General features: G+C 74.5%; 16 protein-coding genes and 1 riboswitch. Of the genes, 5 read left to right on the top strand and 11 right to left on the bottom strand.

Annotated features, from left to right (window positions below; translation table 11 throughout):
* Positions 1–36: 36 nt before the first annotated feature.
* From larAH to BBK14_RS40305, 3 genes are all read left to right on the top strand, one after another.
* Complete coding sequence (gene larAH / locus BBK14_RS18750) at positions 37–1,617, top strand: NPN-dependent hydroxyacid isomerase, LarAH14/15/16 family (RefSeq protein ID WP_071064314.1); 1,581 nt, start codon at positions 37–39, stop codon at positions 1,615–1,617.
* On the top strand, positions 1,614–2,645 hold the full coding sequence (locus BBK14_RS18745) for a lysophospholipid acyltransferase family protein (protein WP_071064312.1): 1,032 nt from the start codon (positions 1,614–1,616) through the stop codon (positions 2,643–2,645). The genes larAH and BBK14_RS18745 overlap by 4 nt, the downstream gene beginning before the upstream one ends.
* Before the next feature lie 179 nt (positions 2,646–2,824).
* The gene (locus BBK14_RS40305) at positions 2,825–3,289 is read left to right on the top strand and encodes a hypothetical protein (protein ID WP_241831649.1); all 465 of its coding nucleotides are present in this window, start codon (positions 2,825–2,827) and stop codon (positions 3,287–3,289) included.
* Positions 3,290–3,326: 37 nt separating this feature from the next.
* Here the strand turns inward: BBK14_RS40305 and BBK14_RS18735 are convergent, their stop codons facing one another.
* The 9 genes from BBK14_RS18735 to BBK14_RS37820 all read right to left on the bottom strand — a co-directional run bounded on the left by BBK14_RS18735 (position 3,327) and on the right by BBK14_RS37820 (position 16,221).
* On the bottom strand, positions 3,327–4,286 hold the full coding sequence (locus BBK14_RS18735) for a hypothetical protein (protein WP_071064310.1): 960 nt from the start codon (positions 4,284–4,286) through the stop codon (positions 3,327–3,329).
* Between the two features lie 594 nt (positions 4,287–4,880).
* On the bottom strand, positions 4,881–5,951 hold the full coding sequence (locus tag BBK14_RS18730; RefSeq protein ID WP_083391067.1) for a sirohydrochlorin chelatase: 1,071 nt from the start codon (positions 5,949–5,951) through the stop codon (positions 4,881–4,883).
* Between the two features lie 52 nt (positions 5,952–6,003).
* Positions 6,004–8,820: a precorrin-4 C(11)-methyltransferase gene (gene cobM, locus BBK14_RS41365; RefSeq protein WP_083391074.1), complete on the bottom strand. Its 2,817-nt coding sequence runs from the start codon at positions 8,818–8,820 to the stop codon at positions 6,004–6,006.
* The gene (locus BBK14_RS18720) at positions 8,817–9,722 is read right to left on the bottom strand and encodes an SAM-dependent methyltransferase (protein ID WP_071064308.1); all 906 of its coding nucleotides are present in this window, start codon (positions 9,720–9,722) and stop codon (positions 8,817–8,819) included. Before BBK14_RS18720 ends, cobM begins: the two co-directional genes overlap by 4 nt.
* On the bottom strand, positions 9,719–11,350 hold the full coding sequence (locus BBK14_RS18715; RefSeq protein WP_071064306.1) for a cobyrinic acid a,c-diamide synthase CobB: 1,632 nt from the start codon (positions 11,348–11,350) through the stop codon (positions 9,719–9,721). The genes BBK14_RS18720 and BBK14_RS18715 overlap by 4 nt, the downstream gene beginning before the upstream one ends.
* On the bottom strand, positions 11,344–11,952 hold the full coding sequence (gene cobO / locus BBK14_RS18710) for a cob(I)yrinic acid a,c-diamide adenosyltransferase (protein WP_071064305.1): 609 nt from the start codon (positions 11,950–11,952) through the stop codon (positions 11,344–11,346). Before cobO ends, BBK14_RS18715 begins: the two co-directional genes overlap by 7 nt.
* Positions 11,952–14,267: a VWA domain-containing protein gene (locus tag BBK14_RS18705; protein WP_071064383.1), complete on the bottom strand. Its 2,316-nt coding sequence runs from the start codon at positions 14,265–14,267 to the stop codon at positions 11,952–11,954. Before BBK14_RS18705 ends, cobO begins: the two co-directional genes overlap by 1 nt.
* 127 nt (positions 14,268–14,394) lie before the next feature.
* A riboswitch (cobalamin riboswitch) is annotated at positions 14,395–14,523 on the bottom strand.
* A 159-nt stretch (positions 14,524–14,682) separates the two neighbouring features.
* Positions 14,683–15,684, bottom strand: coding sequence for a tyrosine-type recombinase/integrase (locus tag BBK14_RS18700; RefSeq protein WP_420849176.1), 1,002 nt, complete (start codon positions 15,682–15,684; stop codon positions 14,683–14,685).
* A 240-nt stretch (positions 15,685–15,924) separates the two neighbouring features.
* The gene (locus BBK14_RS37820) at positions 15,925–16,221 is read right to left on the bottom strand and encodes a hypothetical protein (RefSeq protein ID WP_131802345.1); all 297 of its coding nucleotides are present in this window, start codon (positions 16,219–16,221) and stop codon (positions 15,925–15,927) included.
* A gap of 48 nt (positions 16,222–16,269) precedes the next feature.
* Here BBK14_RS37820 and BBK14_RS18690 point away from each other — a divergent pair, with 48 nt between their 5' ends.
* Complete coding sequence (locus tag BBK14_RS18690) at positions 16,270–16,722, top strand: MarR family winged helix-turn-helix transcriptional regulator (protein ID WP_020461674.1); 453 nt, start codon at positions 16,270–16,272, stop codon at positions 16,720–16,722.
* 64 nt (positions 16,723–16,786) lie between these two features.
* On the opposite strand, the gene BBK14_RS18685 is transcribed toward BBK14_RS18690, so the two are convergent.
* Positions 16,787–17,347, bottom strand: coding sequence for a GNAT family N-acetyltransferase (locus BBK14_RS18685; RefSeq protein ID WP_071064301.1), 561 nt, complete (start codon positions 17,345–17,347; stop codon positions 16,787–16,789).
* Positions 17,348–17,868: 521 nt separating this feature from the next.
* On the opposite strand from BBK14_RS18685, the gene BBK14_RS18680 reads away from it, so the two are divergent.
* Entirely contained in the window at positions 17,869–19,104 is a 1,236-nt protein-coding gene (locus tag BBK14_RS18680; protein WP_071064299.1) for an epoxide hydrolase family protein, read from the top strand.
* Between the two features lie 187 nt (positions 19,105–19,291).
* Here BBK14_RS18680 and BBK14_RS38415 read toward each other — a convergent pair.
* A partial coding sequence (locus BBK14_RS38415) for an HAD family hydrolase (RefSeq protein ID WP_157904296.1) occupies positions 19,292–19,616 on the bottom strand: 325 nt, incomplete at its 5' end.

Here is a 19,616-nt window from a genome sequence, read left to right as displayed (position 1 = left end):
CGGGGCCGGCCGGGGCGGCACACGGACGAGGGGAACGTGCAGGTGAGACCGGGGTTCGTGCTCGAGGTCGACGAGCGCACACCTCCGCTGCTGGTGCACCAGGGTGAGGGGCTGACGCTTGAGCGGTTCCCGCTGGGTACCCGGGTGGTGTATCCGCCGGAGTCGCTTCCGGGGGTGGCGGACGTGGACGCGGCGATCGCCGCGGCGTTGGAGCATCCGTTCAACTGTGAGCCGTTGCGGGTGCTGCTGCGGCCGGGGATGCGGTTGACGATCGCGTTCGACGATCTGTCGATCCCGTTGCCGCGGATGCGCCGTCCGGATGTGCGGCAGCGGATCATTGAACAGGTGCTGACGCTGGCGGCGGCGGCGGGTGTGGACGACGTGCAGCTGATCGCGGCGAACGCGTTGCACCGGCGGATGACGGCGGCGGAGATCGAGCACATCGTCGGGGAGCGGGTGTTCCGGTCGTTCTGGCCGGACAACCTGTACAACCACGACGCCGAGGACCGCGACAATCTGCTGCACATCGGGGTGACCGACCACGGTGAGGACGTGGAGATCAACCGGCGGGCGGCGGAAAGTGACCTGCTGGTCTATGTGAACGTGAACCTGGTCGCGATGGACGGCGGGCACAAGTCGGTGCCGATCGGGTTGGCGTCGTACAACAGCCTGCGCCACCATCACAACAGTCACACGATGCTGCGGTCGCGGTCGTTCATGGACCACACCCGGTCGGAGATGCATTCGTCGGCGTGGCGGATGGGCCGGTTCCTCGCCGACCATCTGAAGATCTTCCACGTGGAGACGACGTTGAACAACGCCTGTTTCCCCGACCGGTACAGCTTCCTGACCCGCCGCGAGTGGGAGTGGTCGGTCAAGGACCAGGCGATGGCCTACGGGATGAGTCGGGGGCTGGCGGCGATGCCGACCCGGCCACGGCGGAAGATCTTCCATGATCTGCTCGCCGACTACCAGGTGACCGGGGTGTTCGCCGGGGAGACCGAAGCCACCCACGATCAGACGATCGCCAGTGTGCACCGCCAGCAGCTCGTCGAGGTCGACGGGCAGTCCGACGTGCTGGTGGTGGGCCTGCCGTATGTGGGCCCGTACAACGTGAACTCGGTGATGAACCCGATCCTGGCGACGTGCATGGGTCTGGGGTATTTCTTCAACATGTACCGGGGGCGGCCGCTGGTCCGTCACCAGGGCGCGATGATTCTTTACCATCCGGTGACCCCGGAGTTCTCCCAGCTGCACCATCCGTCCTATGTGGACTTCTTCTCCGAGGTGCTCGCCGAGTCGACGGACCCGGCGACGATCGAGGCGAAGTTCGAGAAGCAGTACGCGACCGACCCGTGGTATGTGCACCTGTACCGGACGTCGCACGCCTACCACGGCGTCCACCCGTTCTACATGTGGTACTGGGCGGCGCACGGCATGGACCATCTGGGGGATGTGGTGTGGGTCGGGGGGGATCGGGCGGCGTGCGCGCGGATGGGGTTCCGGGCGGCGTCGACGTTCGCCGACGCGTTGGAGATGGTGTCGGGCACGGTGGGCCGTGACCCGTCGATCACCTACCTGCATTCCCCGCCGCACGCGATCGCGGACGTGCGATGAGCCGCACCGGGGCGTTCGGTGGCCCGCCGCGGCCGGGGGTGAGTGTCCGGGAGCTGGCGAACGGGTTCCGCTGGGGTGGCCGGTCGCTGGTCCCGGGTTCGGCGCAGGGGCACCGGCGGCCGGTGAGCGCCCGGGAGTTCCCGACGGCGTGGGCGCGCGGCGGGCCGGCACGGGCGGCGCGCACGGTGTTCCTGGAAGCGGCGATGAACCCGCTGCTGCACGCGGCGTTGACCCCGACGGTCGCCGGCGCGGAGGTGTTCGGTTCCCTCGGCGACGACCCGGTGATCATCGTGTCGAACCATTCCAGTCATCTGGATGCGCCGATGCTGCTGTGCGCGTTGCCGCGGGCGGTGCGGGAACGCACCGCGGTGACGGCGGCGGCGGACTACTTCTTCGACAGCACCTGGCGGGGCCTGTCCTCGGCGTTGGCGTTCGGGACGGTGCCGATCGAGCGTCGCGGTGGGGCGCCGTCGTCGACACCGTTGGAGCTGCTGCGCGGCGGGTGGAACCTGGTGGTGTTCCCCGAGGGCACCCGTTCGGCGGACGGGTCGCGGGGCCGGTTCCGTCTGGGGGCGGGCTATCTGGCGATGACGGCCGGGGTGGCGGTGGTACCGGCGGCGTTGCGCGGTGCGTACGCGGCGATGCCCCGGGGCCGGGCGTGGCCGGTACCGGGCCGGCCGCGGGTGTCGGTGCGGTTCGGTCGTCCGCTGCGTCCCGGTGACGGCGAGGATGTGCGGGCGTTCACCGGACGGCTGGCGGCGGAGGTGACCCGGCTCGGGGTGGAGGACACGACGAGCTGGTGGGCGTCCCTACGCTCCCCCGACACCGCGTCGCCGGCCGCGGGGGCCGGTGCGGGCGGTGACACCGGTCCTTCCGTTTCGTCGGGTGCGTCGGCGCGGCCGGCGGCGGGAACCGGGCCGGCCCGGCGGGCACCGGCGGGCGCGCCCGGGATGGCCCGGTGGCGGCGGATCTGGGAGGCCACCGAACCACCGGCGGCGGCCCGGCCACGCTCACCCTGGGATCGCTGACCCACCCACCCCCTCATGTGAGCTCCCTCACATGAGGGTCGTTATGTGGATAACCCTGTTCATGGCCCGGTGGGTAGCGGGGGTGGACCTGTGGATGACCTGTGGGGTGAGGGCCGTCCCGGCCGGGGCGGTGAAGTCAAGGCGTTGCATCACCGAACGTCACACGTATCACTGAGTACATGGCTCTGTTGCGCCGTTCCCGCCGCTCCGGCTCACTACCCACCCCCGTGCCCGCACGCCGGGCCACGGACCCGGGCACGCCGGACCGTCGGGCCGACCCGGCCGGCACCGTACGCCCGGTGCCCCCGGCCCGCGCCGCGTCCCGCCCCACCGCCCGGGCCGGGCACGGCTCGCCGGCGCCGGCCGGGATGGTGGTGCGTGGGGTCGGCGGGTCGGAGCCGCCGGCCGGTGGGCGGGGTGCGGGGGCGTTACCGCCGAGCGTGGCCCGGGTCGCCGCCCGCACCCGGCTGTCCGCCGAGCTGCTCGCCGCGCTCCTCGAGGTCGAGGAGCGCACCCGGGCCACGTTGGACGACATCGAACGCGCCGACGCGTTGGCTGACCGGCTGCTGGCGCGGCGCCGGGACCGCCTCGCCGCCGGCCGCGCCACGGACCTGCCCGCCACCCCGACCCGCCTGTCCGCCTGACCCGGCGCAACCGGCACGGGGAGCACGGGCGGCCGGGTCAGGCGGAGGTGCCGGCCTGGCCAGGGTGGGGGGCCAGCGGCCGTGGGTAGCCGGCGGTGCGCACCAGGTCGTTGACCCGGCTCGACAGCAACCGCGACGGGTGCACGTCCAGGATCTCGACGATCTCACCGAGCAGCCGGCTGGCCTCCGGCGGGTCGTCGGGTGCCAGCGCACCGGCGAGCGCGGCCAGTGCCCACCCCCGTTCGGGGGTGCCCGAACTGGTCAGGTCGACCGCGGCCCGGCTCAGGCCGGCCGCGCCCTCACCGCCCATGCGGCTGACGACGTCCGCGACGACGCAGGCCTCCCGGACCTCGTCGAACGCCGGCCACCCCGGATGACGCAGCCCCTGCACACACGGCGTCTGTGACAGCCGGGCGAGCGCGGCCAGGGCGCCGTCGATGTCACCGAGCGTCGCGGCCGCACCCGCCTCCAACGCGGCCGCCCACCCGTGCAGATACGGATGGCCGGCGGCCGCGGCACGGCGGGCGGCACCCCGGGCCGCGTCATAGCGGCCACCGACGAACGCGACGAGGGAGTCCAGGGTGGCGGCGGTACCGGTCAGCAGCGGGTCGTCGAGCTGGGTGGCGAACTGGTCGGTGAGGGTGGCGAACCGCCGCGCCGACGGATCATCCCCGGCCTCGACGGCGAGCACACCCAGGTAGAACGACAGGAACCCGGCGACCCCGGTGAGCTCACGGTGCGTCGCGGGGGACAGCCGGCGTCCCAGTGCGGCCTGCACGCGGCGCCAGTCGGCGATCACCGGGCGCAGCAGCGCGGTGTGCGGGGTGGTGAGCAGGGTGGTGGCGAACCGGTGCAGCCGGTCGTCGAGCTCGGCCATCGTCAGCGGGTCGGGGTCGGCGTAGGCGATCTCCCGGGAGAGCATGGCGGCGGCGCGGGCGGCGGCGGGCAGGCCGAGCCGGTCGGGACGGGTGGAGTCGGGTAGCTCGACTCGGCTCATCCACGTCCTTCCCGTCCGGCCCCTGGGAGGGCGGGCGACTGTCCCCCCGGCCGCGCCGGAGTGCCGGTGGTGCACCGTCACGGCCCGCCCCCGACCCCGTGGGATGCGTCGGCGACGCGGGGTGTCGGGACGGTCCGTGGCGCGGCTCCGACCGCCGTGCTGGCCGCCCGCAGGGGCGGCCGCCTGGCCGGCGCTGTGCGTCACTGGTCCGGTCGGATCGGTGACGAGCGCACGCTACCGTGTTCAGGCTCACGGTGGGGGGCGGATGTGTGATGTCGCGTTGGCCTGTCACCATCGCGCCGCTGGTGCCAGGATCGGCCTGTCTGTGCGTCGATTGTTGTCCACATCCAGGTGTGGAGTACAGGTTTCGGCGGGATTGTGGCGTGTTACGGCCCTGCTCGCCGGGCCCCTTCCCCGCACAACAGCCCGCACACCCCCGCGCAACCCCCAGGTGGGGGTATGTCGGAGCAGAGTGAGGATCCGCGGCCCGCCGTCGGTGATCGCCACACTGTGCTCGGCGTGGGCGGCACGGCTGCCATCGGTGGTGCGCAGCGCCCAGCCCGGTCCGCTGCGGTCAGTCGTCGGCGCGTAGCGTCACCGCGAGCCCCGCCCGTCCCACCGACCCACCGACCCACCCGCAGCGTGCGGATCACCGTGGCTGTGCGGATCAGGGGAATGCGAATGGTCGTGGTGGTGGTGGCCGTGCGGCCCGTGGGAGTGCGACGGGTCGTCGGGATGGTCGTGCGGGGTCTGCGCCTGCCCGACCCGGTGCGCATGCCCCGGCAGCGCGATCCGGTACAGGCAGGTGTCGCAGTTCATCCGGATGTCCCCGCCGAGCGCCTCCTGGTAGCGCTCCAACACCAGCTCGACCAGCCCGTCACCCTCCCCGCCGGCGCCGGCGGCGCTGTCGCCGAGCAGGCCCGCGCAGGCCAGTTCCACCTCCGGGTGCCCTCCCGCCCAGCCGGCCGCCTGCTCGACGGTGCGCCGCGGCAGCACCCCGGTGAACAGGAAGTAGGGGACGACGACGATCCGCCGGCCGCCGAGCCGGTGGATCCGCTCCAGCCCGGCCGGCACCGACGGCTCGGCCAGGCTGATGAACGCCACCTCCACCCCGCCGTAGCCGCGGCCCTCCCACAGCAGCCGGGCCACCTTGAACACCTCGGCGTTGGCATCCGGGTCGGTCGAACCCCGCCCGACCAGCAGCACCGTGGTCTGCTCCCGCCGGTCCGGTGGGCAGAGGACGTCGACACGTTCGGCGAGCAGCCGCAGGATCGTCGGATGCGGGCCGAGGGGACGCCCGTAGGCGTAGCGCAGCCCCGGGTGGCGTTCGCGTTCCCGGGCCATCGACCCGGGAATGTCACCTTTGGCATGCCCGGCGGCGACCAGGGTGAGCGGAACGACCCCGAGCCGCCGGTGGCCGGCGTCGACGAGACGGCTGACCGCGTCGGCGACCGGCGGGGCGGACAGCTCGATGAACCCACCGTCCACCGCCAGCCCACCGGCCCGCGCCCGCACCCGGGAGACGAACCGACGGAACTGCTCGGCGCCGGCCTCGTCCCGGGTGCCATGCCCGACGATCAGCAGCGCCGGCCCGGCGGCGGAACCCGCCGGATCCGAAACGGTGGCGGTGGGGACGGTGCCGGGGTGCGGCGGGGTGGCGTTCACCTGGACGTGCCTCCTGCGGCGGGTCGGCCGGTGCGGGCCCGGCGGCTGCGGGTCAGCGCCACGTGTAGTCCCGTGGGGTGACGACCAGGCCGGCGCGCAGCCGGGTCTGGCTCGAGCCGACGACGACCGTGGTCGTCATCCCGACGAGGTCCAGCAGCCGCTCCCGCTCACCGGCCCCACCCGCACCGTCCTGGGTGGCTGTGCGGTCGGTGAGGGCACCGAGGGTCGTGACGGTGATCCGCTGCCCGGGCCGGAACGCGTCGGTGACGATCCCCACCGGGGTGCCGGCGCTACGGTGCGCGGCGAGCACGTCGAGGGCGGCGGGTAGCTGGTGGCGTCGGGTGCGGCTGCGCGGGTTGTAGAACGCGACGACCAGGTCGGCTTCGGCGACCGCGCGGACCCGGCCCACGATCCGCTCCCACGGGGTGTGCAGGTCCGACAGGCTGATCAGCGCATGGTCGTGCCCGAGCGGGGCGCCGAGCAGTGCGGCGGCGGCGAGCGCCGCGGTCACCCCCGGCACGGCGACCACGTCGAACGACCCGTCGGCCAGGTCGAGCGCGGGGCTGCCCATCGCGTACACCCCGGCGTCGCCGCTGCCGATGAGCGCGACGGCATGCCCGGCGCGGGCGTGTGCGACGGCGGTCTCGGCGCGGGCCTGCTCGTCACCGAGCCCGCTGTCGAGCACGGTGACCCCGGCGGGCAGCAGATCGGCGACGGACCGCACGTACTGGTCCAACCCGACCACGATCCGGGCGCGGGCCAGCTCGGCGCGGGCGGCGGGGGTGAGTAGCCGACGGTCCCCGGGACCGAGCCCGACGACGGCGAGCCGGCCGCGGGGCCGGTGCCGGGCCACAGCGACGGTCGCGTGCGCGCTGACCTGCTTGGCGACCACCAGCTGCGCCGTCACCGCCGGTACGCCGGTTGGCGGGCTGGCGGGGAGGAGACTGGCGGCTTCGGCGACGCTCGGCGTGCCGACCGCGGCGCGCACCACCTCCGACGGGTGCGGCACGGTGACCACGGCCAGGGCCTGCGGGGGGTGCACCACCAGCGGCCAGCCACGGCGGCGGGCCACCTCCAGCAGCCCCACCTCGTCGGCTTTCGCGGTCACCGACGCCAGATGGGTCACCGCCAGCGGGGACAGCCCGGCGCCGGCCAGCGCGGTGTCGATGAGCGCGTCGATCTCGTCGGCGGGCGCGCCGCGGCTCGCCCCGACCCCGACGACCAGGCTCGGGGGCCGGTAGACCACCCGCGGGCCGGCCCCGTCCGGCGGCGCGCCCAGCAGCCGGTCGGTGACATGCATCGACGCCACCACCGTCCCCTCCACGCCCACCGCCCCACCATCAACAGCGCCGGTGATGGTGGTGGTGACGGACGGGGGTAGCGGCGGCAGTGGCCACACCGCGTCGGCGTGCAGGGCGACGGGATGACCCGACAGGACGGCCGTGCCGACGGCGGCCAGCTCCGAACCCGGTTCGACAGTGAACCCGAGCTCGGCGCCGAACCCGTCCAGGGCGCTCACCCCGGTGGCGTCACTGGCCGTGGTGATCACCGGTGTGGCGCCGAGGGCGTCGGCGACCTGCTCGGCGAGCCGGTTCGCGCCACCGGCGTGCCCACCGCACAACGCGACCGCGAACCGGCGCGCCTCGTCCACACACACCACACCCGGGTCGTGGTCCTTGCCGCGCAGCAGCCCGTCGAGGAGGCGGACCGTCGCCCCGGTCGCCAGGAAACAGACGATGCCCGTGACGCCGTCCGCGAGCGCGGCGGTGATCGCGTCGCGGGGCCGGCCCGGGTAGAGCCGGGCGGTGGGCCAGCGGCGGGTGAGGTCACCGGCCGCGGCCCGCCCGGCGGCGGTCACCGCCACCAGCGCCACCAGGCCCGCGCCGTCCACCGCCGCGCCCTGCGGTGCCACCTGCTCGGCCGACGCCCCCCGCTCCCGCTCCCGTTCCAGCACGGCCGGGGCCGGGACGACGGGGTGTGGGCTGGCGGGGAGCTGGGTGGCGCCGGCGGCGGCCAGCGCCCGGTCGGCGTCGCGCAGCACCGTGCGCGCACCGGACTGCGCCCGCCGGTAGGTGTGAAAATGCCCCGGGTGGTACAGGTGGGAGCGTCGCCCCCCGGCCACCAGCGCCGGGCCGACGAGCACCAGGGTGTGCTTCCACAGCCGGTGCGCCTTGACCGTGTCGGCGAGCGTGTCGAGGGTGCAGCGCACGATCAGCTCGTCCGGCCAGCTCACCTGGTAGGCGACGACACAGGGCGTGTCCGACGGGTAGCCGCCGGCGAGCAGCTCGTCGCGCAGCTGCCCGGAACGGGCCGCGGACAGGAACAGCGCCATCGTCGTGCCGTGCCGGGCGAGGTCGCGGACCTCCTCCCCGGGTGGCATCGGGGTCTTCCCACCCCCGAGCCGGGTCAGGATCACCGACTGGGCGACCTCGGGGACGGTCAGCTCCCGGCGCAACGCCGCGGCGAGCGCGGTGAAGCTGCTCACCCCGGGCACGATGTCGCTGTCCAGGCCGAGCCGGTCGCAGATCTCCAGCTGCTCCTGCACCGCCCCCCACAGTGCCGGATCCCCCGAGTGGACCCGGGCGACGTGCAGACCCTGCTCGGCGGCACGGCGGTAGACCGCCTCGACGCCCTCCAACGGCAACGCCGCGGAGTCGATCAGTTCGGCGCCGTCACGGGCATGGTCGAGGATGGCGGGGTGCACCAGCGAGGACGCCCAGATCACCACGTCGGCGGCGGCGAGAACCGCCGCGCCGCGCACGGTGATCAGATCGGCGGCACCCGGCCCGGCGCCGACGAAACTGACCCGCCCGCGTCCCGGCCCGGCGCCGTCCACTGGCTGACCGGTGCCACGGCCGGGGTGGCTCATCGTGGCCACCGTGCCCGCCGCGTCGCCAGGACCGTGGACAGGTAGGGCCCGGTCTCGCCCGGTTCCAGGTCGGCGGCGGGACGGATGTCCTGCTCGGGCAGGCCGAGCGCGGCCCCGTAGACGGCGTGCCCGGCCGGCCCGTCGAGCCGGGCGGCGTCGGCGAGCACCCCGCGGACGGCGGGCAGGGCACGCCCGCCCTTGTAGGCGACGACGGTGTCGAAGCCGGCGACCGCGCTGCGGTAGGCGTCGACGCCGGCGGTCAGCGGGAGCAGCGCGAGGGTTTCCGCGCCGTGGGCGAGCACGGTGCCTGACCGGGCGGCCAGGTCCTGCATCGCGGTGATACCCGGCACCGTGTCCAGTTCGACGTCGGGTAGCAGGGTGCGCACTGCGGCGGCGAGGGCGGTGAACGTCGAGTACAGGTTCGGGTCTCCGATCGTCGCGAACGCCACCGTGATCCCAGACCCAGGTCCAGGTCCAGGTCCTGTGTCTGGCGCTGTCGCCGGGCTGGCCAAGGTGCCGGGCGGCCCGCCGTCGGGCGCGCCGTCCGCGGTGCCGGTGGTTTCGCCACGTAGGGCGGCGGCGACGGCACGGGCGGGACCGAGGTAGTCGGCGTCGCCGGCCATCCGGAACGGCAGCGTCACGATCCGGTCGTGGTCGACGTGGGCGCGCACCGTCACCTCCGCCCGCCCCGGCGGCCCCGCACCCGCACCCGTGGCCGTCCCGGGCCGGTCGGTGGGGCTGGGGCTGCCCGGCGCGGGACCGTACGGGCCGTGGCCGTCGCTGACCGGGACGAACACGACGGTCGCCTCCCGCAGAACGCGGACCGCCCGGTAGGTCACCAGGTCCGGGTCGCCCGGGCCGACACCGACACCGACGAGTCGGGGGTTCACCGTGCCGCTCACCGCGATGACACCTCCGTTGTTCCAGGGGACGCGGGGGGATTGCCACCGGTGTCCCGTCCATGCCCGTGCCCGCCGCCGGATGGGCGGGTGCGGGCGGTACCGGCGGCGGCGACGAGCCGCGCCGGCACGGCGGGTAGGCCCGCCCAGTGCAGGTGCAGGTAGGAGGCGTGCACCCCGCCGCGGACGAACCCCTCAGGTCGCCCACCCGCCGCCGTACCGTCCACTCCGCCGTCCACCCGCCCACCGGCACCGGCGGCGGGGTCGCTGTCACCGGGGGGCGGCGGTGGGATGTCCACCTGCCAGGCCGGTGTCCCGGGCAGCTCCGCCCGGTTGACGCTCAGCCGGGTGCGGTGGAACTCGTGGGCGGTGACGACCGTCCCCGCCGCCACCAGCGGGCTGTCAGCCGCGGCGACCGCATGCCGGTAGCCCAGGGTGAGCCGCGGGCCCATCACCGCGTCGGTGTCGAGAACCCCGCACATCGCCGTCCCGTCCAACGAACGGCCCAGGTAGAGCAGCCCGGCGCATTCGGCGACCAGCGGCGCGCCGCGGGCCGCCAGCGCCGCGACCTGCCCACGCAGCCGGCTGTTCGCCGCCAGCGCGCCGGCATGCTCCTCGGGGAACCCGCCACCGACGACCAGCGCGTCCGTGCCGTCCGGGAGGGTCTCGTCGCGCAGCGGGTCGACGGTGAGCACCTGCGCGCCAGCGGCGGTGAGGAGCTCGACGTGCTCGGTGTAGCCGAAGGTGAACGCCGCCCCGCCGGCCACCGCGATCCGCACCGGCCGCCCCCCGGGCACCACACCCCCCGCGCCCGCGTTGATGGTGTGCTGCCCGACCCGACCCGCAGCACCGGCGGCGGCGGTGGCCTGCGCGATCTGCCGGGCGGGATCCCACGGGTCGACCGGCAGGGGTGGCGCCGAGGAGGCGAGGCGGATCAGCGCGTCCAGGTCGACCGCCGCCCCGACCAGCGCACCGAGACGCCGCACCGTCTGCGCGGCCGCCGCGCTGCGTTCCGCCGCCGGCACCAGCCCCAGATGCCGCGACGGGGTGTGCACCGCGCCGTCGCGGGGCACCGCGCCCAGCACCGCCACCCCGATCCCGGCCAGCGCACCGGTGAGGATCTGCCGGTGCCGGTCCGACCCGACCCGGTTGAGGATCACCCCGGCGAGGCGTACCCGCCGGTCGAACGCGGCGAACCCGCAGACCAGCGCGGCCACCGACCGCCCGGCCCCGGCGGCGTCGACGACCAGCACCACCGGCGCGTCGAGGAGCCGGGCGACATGCGCGGTCGACCCGTGATCAGCCTCCTGCCCRGCAGTAGGGGCGGCGACCCCGTCGAACAGGCCCATCACCCCTTCGACGACCGCCAGCTGCGCGCCGGCCGCCCCGTGGGCGAACAGTGGGCCGATCAGATCCGGCCCGCACAGCACCGCGTCCAGGTTGCGGCCGGGCCGGCCGGTCGCCAGCGCGTGATAACCCGGGTCGATGTAGTCCGGGCCCACCTTGTGACCCGACACCCGCAGGCCGCGGGCGGTCAGCGCGGCCATCAGCCCGGTCGCCACCGTCGTCTTCCCCGCGCCGGACGTCGGGGCGGCGAGCACCAGCCGGGGGATCAGCCCGGCGCTCACCATTCGATGCCCCGCTGCCCCTTCTGCCCGGCGTCCATCGGATGCTTCACCTTCGTCATGTCGGTGACCAGATCCGCGGCGTCGACCAGCGCGGCCGGCGCCTCCCGGCCGGTGATCACCACATGCTGCCCGTCGGGTCGGGAGGCGAGCACCGCGAGGACCTCGTCCAGGTCGATCCACCCCCAGCGCAGCGGATAGGTCAGCTCGTCGAGGACGTAGAGCCGGTAGGTGCCGGCGGTCAGATCGCGGGCGATCTGCGCCCACCCCTCGGCGGCCGCGGCCGCCGGGTCGGCGGCCGGGTCGAGGCGGGCCTGCACCCAGCTCCACCCCTGGCCCATCTTGTGCCAGGTCACCGTCCCACCCTCACCGCTGGCCGAGAGCACCCGCAGCGCCTTCTCCTCCCCGATGCGCCACTTCGCCGACTTCACGAACTGGAACACCCCGACCGGCCAGCCCTGCGCCCAGCCCCGCAACGCCAACCCGAACGCCGCCGTCGACTTTCCCTTCCCCTGCCCGGTGTGCACGATCAGCAGCGGACGGTCCCGGCGCTGCCGCGTCGTCAGCCCGTCGTCGGGGACCTGCGCGGGCTGCCCCTGCGGCGCCATCAGGCGACCCGCCCGGGGACGCCGCCGGCCTGCGGGAGGGCGTCGAGGTCGACCAGGTCGGCGCCGAGCACGGAGGCGAGCCGCCCGGCCAGCCCGAGGCGCACCGGGCCGGTCTCACAGTCCACGACCACACTCGCCAACCCACCCCGGCGCACCCGGCCGGCCGCCCCGGCCCCACCGCGTGCGCCGCCGCCCTGCCCGGCGACCCCACCGSCCGCGCGCAGCAACCCCCGCGCCGCCGCACCCGGATCACCCCCGGCGGTGGCCCGCCCGTCGGTGACCAGCACCAGCAGGGGACGGCGGTCGGGGTCGCGGCGTGCCTCGGCGCGCAGCACCACCCCGGCGCATTCCAACCCGGCCGCGATCGGGGTCCGCCCCCCGGTCCGCAACCCGACGAGGCGCGCCGCCCCCACCTCCACACTGGACGTCGGCGCAAGCACCACCTGCGCACCCACCCCCCGGAACGTGATCATGCCGATGCGGTCGCGGCGCTGGTAGGCGTCGACAAGCAGAGACAGCACCGCGGTGCTGACCCGGCGCAGCCGGGTGCGGGCGGCCATCGACCCGCTGGCGTCGACGACGAACAGCACCAGGTTCCCCTCCCGGCCGCGGCGGTGCGCGCCACGCCGGTCGGCGGGGTCGAGCACCAGCGCCGGGCCGGTGCGGCCCCGGTCGTGCTGGTGGGGGGCGGCGGCCAGCAGCGTCGCCGGCAGGTGCAACCCGGGTGCGTCCGCGCCGGTCCGGGCGACCGCCCCGCGGGAGGTGCGTGCCGCCGAACGACGCCCGGCCGCCCCCGCGCCCAGCCCGGCGACGGACAGCAGCCGCGGCCGGAACGGCATACCGGGAACCCCAGCCGCCGGCGCCGGCCCACCGCCGCGCGCCGCGCCGCCGTCCACATGCGTCTGCGCTGTCTGGGCTGCTCGGGCCATGCCCGCCGGGCCACCCGCCTCCGCTGCCGGCCCACCGCCGCCCGCCGGCGCCGCGGACGGCAGGACGGCACCGGGCGGGGGAGAACCCGCCGGCCTGACACCCTCAGGCCCACCCGCCGCCGGCCCGCTCAGATCAGCGGACTCGCCACCGGCCCTCGCCGAGGCGCCGGTGAGGTCACCGGTACCACCCGCCGGGACATCCACCCCCGACCCGTCTCCGCCAGACCCGTCCCACCCGCCGGCGCCGCCGGTGTCGTCACGCCACCGCTGGCCACCACCCGGCGACCCGCCACCAGGAGAATCATCCGGCCCGTCCCCGTCCGGGGGGCCGTCGCCGGGGTGTACCCGCTCGCGCAGCACCTCCTCGACCGTGTCGTCGAGCGCGCCGCCGTCCCCACCCGGGGCGTCGAACGGGCCACGGCGGCGCCGATGCGGCAGCACGAACCGGGCCGAGACCCGAATGTCATCCGGGCTGACCTCCGCCCGGCCCTCCCACGCCGCGCGCGCCATCGCCGTCTTCGCCAGCACCACGTCGGCGCGCATCCCGTCGACGTCACACGCCGCGCACACCGCGGCGACCGCGTCCAACGCGGCGTCGGAGAGCTCCACCGCGCCCAACCGGGCCTGCGCGGCCGCGATCCGCCCCGCCAGCTCCGCCTCCGCGCCGGCCCAGAGCGCGGCGAACCCGACCGGGTCGGCTTCGAACGTCAACCGGCGGCGTACCACCTGCGCGCGTACCCGCGGGTCACGGCTGGCCGCCACCTGCACCGTCAACCCGAACCGGTCCAGCAGCTGCGGGCGCAGCTCACCCTCCTCCGGGTTCATCGTCCCCACCAGCCAGAACCGCGCCGGATGGCTGACCGACACCCCGTCGCGTTCCACCTGCGCCACCCCGAGCGCGGCCGCGTCCAACAGCAGATCCACCAGATGGTCGGCGAGCAGGTTCACCTCGTCGACGTAGAGCACCCCGCGGTGCGCGGCCGCGAGCAGCCCCGGGCGCAGCGCGCTCACCCCTTCGGCCAGTGCCCGGTCTAGGTCCAACGCGCCGGTCACCCGGTCCTCCGACGCGCCGACCGGCAGCTCCACCAGCCGCGCCGGCCGCGACACCCCCACCCCGCCGGCACCGTGACCGTCGGCGAGGCTGGTCGGGTGCGGGCCATCCGGGCAGTGCGCCACCGGCGCCGCCGGATCGCAGGAGAACCGGCAGCCCGGCACCACCGCCACCGGCGGCAGCAACCCCGCCAGCGCGCGGACCGCCGTCGACTTCGCCGTGCCCTTCTCCCCGCGGACCAGTACCCCGCCCACCGTCGGGGACACCGCGTTGAGCAGCAACGCCAACCGCAGATCATCCTGGCCGACCAACGCGGAGAACGGGAACGTCACCACCGGCCCGCCACCCCCGCACGGGCCGTCGAACGCCACCCGGCCGTTGCCGCGCGGCCGCGCACAGTCGTGGGCATGCCGATGTCCTCCCCGGGGTGTCCTCGCCCTCGAAGCCAGCACGGACGGCGGAAGTATCCTGGCTGCCGGATCACCATCCACCCTCGGCCTTCCAACGGCCCGCAGGGCCGCCGTGACCTTCCGCTGAGGGGGACTCCCCGGTAACAGTGGCGGGACCGCGCCGGATTCACACCGGCTTCCTCCCCGACCGTCCGGCGCCCAGCATGGCACATCGGACAACCGGCAGGGGGCGCCCTGAGACCCACGCCCCGTTCCACCGCCCCGCCGCCCACCACCCGCGACCCGCCCCGACCACCCACCGCAACGCCCGCCGGCCGGCGCCGGTCAGCTCACAGGCGGATCACAGACCGACCCGACCCGACGGGTTGTCCGCGTCGAACAGCCGCCCGGCCCGCACATACGACTCCAACGACGCCGCCGACCGCCACCGGCCCTGCCGCATGATCGACCGGTCCGTCACCCCGGCCCGCGCCGCCGCCGTCGCGAACCCCGACCGCAGCGAATGCCCCGCGAAATCCGCCGGATCCAACCCGGACGCGGCCACCCGACGCTGCACGATCCGCGCCACCGACCCCGGGTAGAGCCGGCCCGCGCCGACCTGCCCGTGCCGGTTCACCCCCCGAAACGCCGCCCCGCCAGCCAGCGGCGTCCCCGCCGCCGCCGCGGCCGCCACCCATCCCCGCCACGCCCGCACCGGGCACGTCGGCCGGTACGACCCGTACGCCAACCCGACCTGCGCACCGGCGGACTCCTGGTCGGTCTTGGAACGGCGCACCGTCACGACCAGCCCGTCGTCGGTCTCCACCAGGTCGGCGGTGTCCAACCCGACCAGCTCACTGCGACGCAGGCAGCCGGCGAATCCGACCAGCAGCAGCGCCCTGTCCCGCACATCCGCCAACTGCGAGTCGTCGAGGCCGGCGACGACCCGCGACAGCAACGTCGTGTCCAACGCGGCCTTGCGCGCCGGGCGCACCCCCCGCGACCGGCGGATCCCGTTCCACACCGCCGACACCTCCGCCGACCCCGTCGGATTCTCGGCATGGGCGAGCTGATGCGCCACCGAGATCGCGGCGAGGCGACGGCGGATCGTCGACGGCGCATACCCGGCGTCCGCCAGCTCGGTGATGTACCCGGCGACGGTCACCGCGGAGGCGGGCACGGCGACCAGCGGCACGGGACGTCCCTCGCACCAGGACCGGAAATGACGCAGGTCGGCGTCGTAGGCACGCCAGGTCGCCGCCGACCGGGACGCCCGCGCGTAGTCCCCGACCCGGCCGGCGAGCGGCCCGTCGAGCCCCACCGTGCCCGGCACGGCCACCGGCCCGGCCGCGACGATCTCCACCGCGTCCACGACGTCCACGACGTCCACGACGTCCACGACGTCGGTCGCGTCGATGACGTCCGCCACGTCCGCGGCCCGCCCGGCGCCCGCCGCCGCGGTCGCTGGCGGGGTCGGATCGCCGCCCGGCGCCGGCCCGGCACCGACCTGTCGCCGGACGGTCTCACCGCCGTCACGCTGCCCGCCTGCCACCCGCTCGCCTCCCACCCGCACCACACCCACCGGTCCCCCACCTGCAGATGATCATAGGGGGTGGTGAAGGAACCCGTCCCCGCCCGGGCAGGTGTGCGCCGCCGCCCGATCGGCCCGCACCCACCCCGCCACAACCACCACCAGCAGCAGCACCGCGACCACGATGAGCAGCACCACCGGCCCTTCCCGCCGCGACCCCACCGCAGAGCCGGCGACCACCCCCGACAGCCCCACTCTTCGGCGCCGCGGCCCGGCGAGCCGCCGGCCGAGGCCGCGCCCGGCCATCCCCTCCCGCCCACCGCGCCCGTGCACCCGCCGGCCCACCCGAACCGGTGCGCCACCACCCACCCTCACAACCAGCCGCCGTCCCCCAACGCCGTGGCTAGGCTTTCCGGTATGGCCTCGACGTCACCCGACGCCGCGCCCGCCCGGTTGCGACATGCCACCCACTGGCTGATCGCGCAGCTCGCCAAACACGCGCAGCGGCGCAGCTCCCACGCCTTCACCGCGCTCGGCGCCCACCCCGCCCACTACGCGCTGCTCGCCGCCCTCGACGAGTTCGGCCCGGCCAGCCAGGCCACCCTCGCCCGCCGCGCCGCCCTCGACCGCGCCGACACCGCCGGACTCCTCACCGACCTGCGCACCCGCGGCCTGGTCGAACGCACCCCCGACAGCACCGACCGGCGCCGCACCGTCATCACCCTCACCGACGAGGGCACCACCCACCTGCACCACCTCGACGCCGTCACCGCCGCGATCGGCGACGATCTGCTCGCCGGCCTGCCCCCCGCCGACCGCCACCAGTTCACCGCCCTGCTGACCCGCCTACTCACCGACCGCCCCCACTGACCACAACACCCCCGGCCGAGGCGGGCACCCCGCCCGCAGCGCTCACTGCTTCCACCTGGGCCTCTCACCGCTCCTCCTGCGGGCCGGTGAGGATCCGGGTGAACGTGACACGAGGCAGTCCCGGCCCGTCGTAGTCCTGTTGGACGGGGACACCGTCGGCCGTCGCGGCGTCGCCGGGGTCCACCTGGAACCCGAGACCGGTGTGGAACGCCACCGACGCCGCGTTACCCGGGCTGGTCACACACCGCACCCGGGTGCGGCCCCGCGCGGCCGCCAGCGTGAAGAACCGCTGGTAGAGGAACGCCCCGACACCGCGGCGTCGCAACGCCGGATCAACCCCGACGAAATGAATGTAGGCGACCTCAGGCTGCGACTGGGACAGGAAACCGATCAGGAACGCCACCAGCGCACCGTCCGGCCGTTCCACCACGAAACTGCTGTCGGTGAAATGCTGGAAGAACAACCGGGGGAGCAGCAGGCTACGTTCCCGCGACCCGGCGGCACCCCCGAAACCCGCCCACCAGACGTCCAACACGGCCAGCACCCGCCGCTGATCCTCGGGGATGGGAGAGCGCAGCAGCAGACCGCCGGGAAGGCCGGCACCGTCGGGAAAGTCGTCGATCACCGCGCAATCCTGACCGCGGCCCGCCCGCCCACGCCAACCCATTTCCGCTGGCCGGTTCCGCTTCCGCCAGGTCAGGCCGGGTCAGGCTGCTCCTGGTGGGTGGTGCGTGCCAGGCGGCCCGGCCGCGGGCCGGCGTGGGCGCGCAGGGTGCCGTCGGGGGCCTAGATCGCCGAGCGGCCCGCCGTGCGAGCGAAACCACCGCCGGTGGGACTGGCGAAGCTGGTCATCGCGACCCACACCCGGTGCTCGGCGAGGACCGCCGTGCCCGCCGTGCCCGCCGCGCTGTCGTCGGTGACGCTGTTGCGCCGGCTCGGCCATGACTTCCCGCAAGAACCGGCTGTACCGGGCGTTTCGCGAACTCGGCCGTGCGGTGCGCACCCTGGTGGGGTCGCCGAAGTATCCGCCGAAAATCGGGCGGATACGGCCGACCAGTGCTGATCCGATGGCGTTCAGGCCGACGACACCGCTTCCCGCCATCCAGGACGACACCGCTTCCCGCCATCCAGCAGGAGAATCACGCCATGACCCCCCTGCACGCCTTCCCCCTGGAGCCCGCCCCGATCCATGTGTCCGACGACGTCCTCGATGACCTGCGCGCCCGTCTCACACAGACCCGTCCGCCGCTGGACGAGGGGAATGAGGACTGGTCCTACGGCGTCCCGGACAGCTATCTGCGTGAGCTGGTCGCCTACTGGCGGGACGGCTACGACTGGCGCAAGGCAGAGACCGCCATCAACGCCTACGAGCACTACCAGGTGAGCGTCGCCGGTGTCCCGGTGCACTTCATGCGCAGGCCCGGCCGCGGCCCCCGCCCGATTCCGTTGATCCTCACCCACGGCTGGCCGTGGACGTTCTGGCACTGGTCGAAGGTGATCGACCCGCTCGCCGACCCGGCCGCGTTCGGCGGTGACCCCGCCGACGCGTTCGACGTCCTCGTGCCATCCCTGCCCGGCTTCGGTTTCCCCGGCCCGCTCACCGGCTTCTCCGACGTCAACTTCTGGAAGGTCTCCGATCTCTGGCACACCCTGATGACCGAGACCCTGGGATACGAGAAGTACGCCGCCGGGGGCTGCGACATCGGCGGGATCGTCTCCAGCCAGCTCGGMCACAAGTACGCCGACGAGCTGTACGGCATCCACATCGGCTCCGGGCTGCCGCTCGACTTCTTCACCGGCCCCCGCGCCTGGGACTTCGCCCGGAACCGGCCCCTCACCGACGACCAGCCCCCCGACGTCCGCGCCCGGATCATCGAGCTGGACCACCACTCGGCGTCCCACCTCGCCGTGCACATGCTCGACGGCGCCACCCTGGCCCACGGGCTGAGCGACTCACCCGCCGGACTGCTCGCCTGGCTGCTGGAACGCTGGAACGCCTGGAGCGACAACGGCGGCGACGTCGAGTCCGTCTTCACCAAGGACGACCTGCTCACCCACGCCACGATCTACTGGGTGAACAACTCCATCGCCACGTCGATGCGTTACTACGCCAACGCCAACCGCTACCCCTGGGCCCCCACCCACGACCGCACCCCAGTCGTGCAGGCCCCGGTCGGCCTCACCTTCGTCACCTACGAGAACCCGCCCGGCATCCACACGGCGGGCGAGCGCGTCCAGGCGTTCAAGACCGGCCCGCAGGCCGACTGGTTCAACCACGTCAACGTCAACGCCCACGACCACGGCGGCCACTTCATCCCCTGGGAAAATCCCGACGCCTGGGTGAGCGACCTGCGCCGCACCTTCCACGGCCGCAGGCCCTGAACGCCCCTGCGGGCTCGTCCGGCGGCGATTATCGGACGGTGATCGCCGCCGCCGTACCTACCTCGCACAGGACTCCTCGAACACGGTGAGGTAGCGGTCGGCGATCCAGGCGTCCAGAAGGCCGGGACTTTCCGGAACCGGCTCGCCGAGCATCGGCAGGAAGGAACGGAGCCTGCGTCGGTGGTGCTCAGCGAAGGAGCACTGACCGGCCAGGTAATTCCCGCATGTGGCGCCCCTCCAGCGTCCACCACAGCGTCACCAKCTCCTCCGGTGGAGCCGCCGCGTTCGGCGCGGCCTGGACGATCTGACCGATCGCTTCCAAGACCGCGCTTCGATGATCGACCAGGGTGCCGTCCAGATCGAAGAAAACCACATCCGCCATAGAGATGATCATCTCGTGGCGCTTGTCCCTGACGCCAGAGGAGTCGCCGGCCGGACCCGCCACGAACTCGCCGCCGAGCCACAGGCCATCTAGATCATCGCCGTTTGCGGCTGGTGACACGTTTCTTACC

It is taken from the genome of Parafrankia soli (assembly GCF_001854695.1).
Taxonomy (GTDB): domain Bacteria; phylum Actinomycetota; class Actinomycetes; order Frankiales; family Frankiaceae; genus Parafrankia; species Parafrankia soli.
The sequence above is the reverse complement of the archived record's forward strand: the minus strand, read 5'-3'. Positions and strand labels throughout refer to the sequence as shown.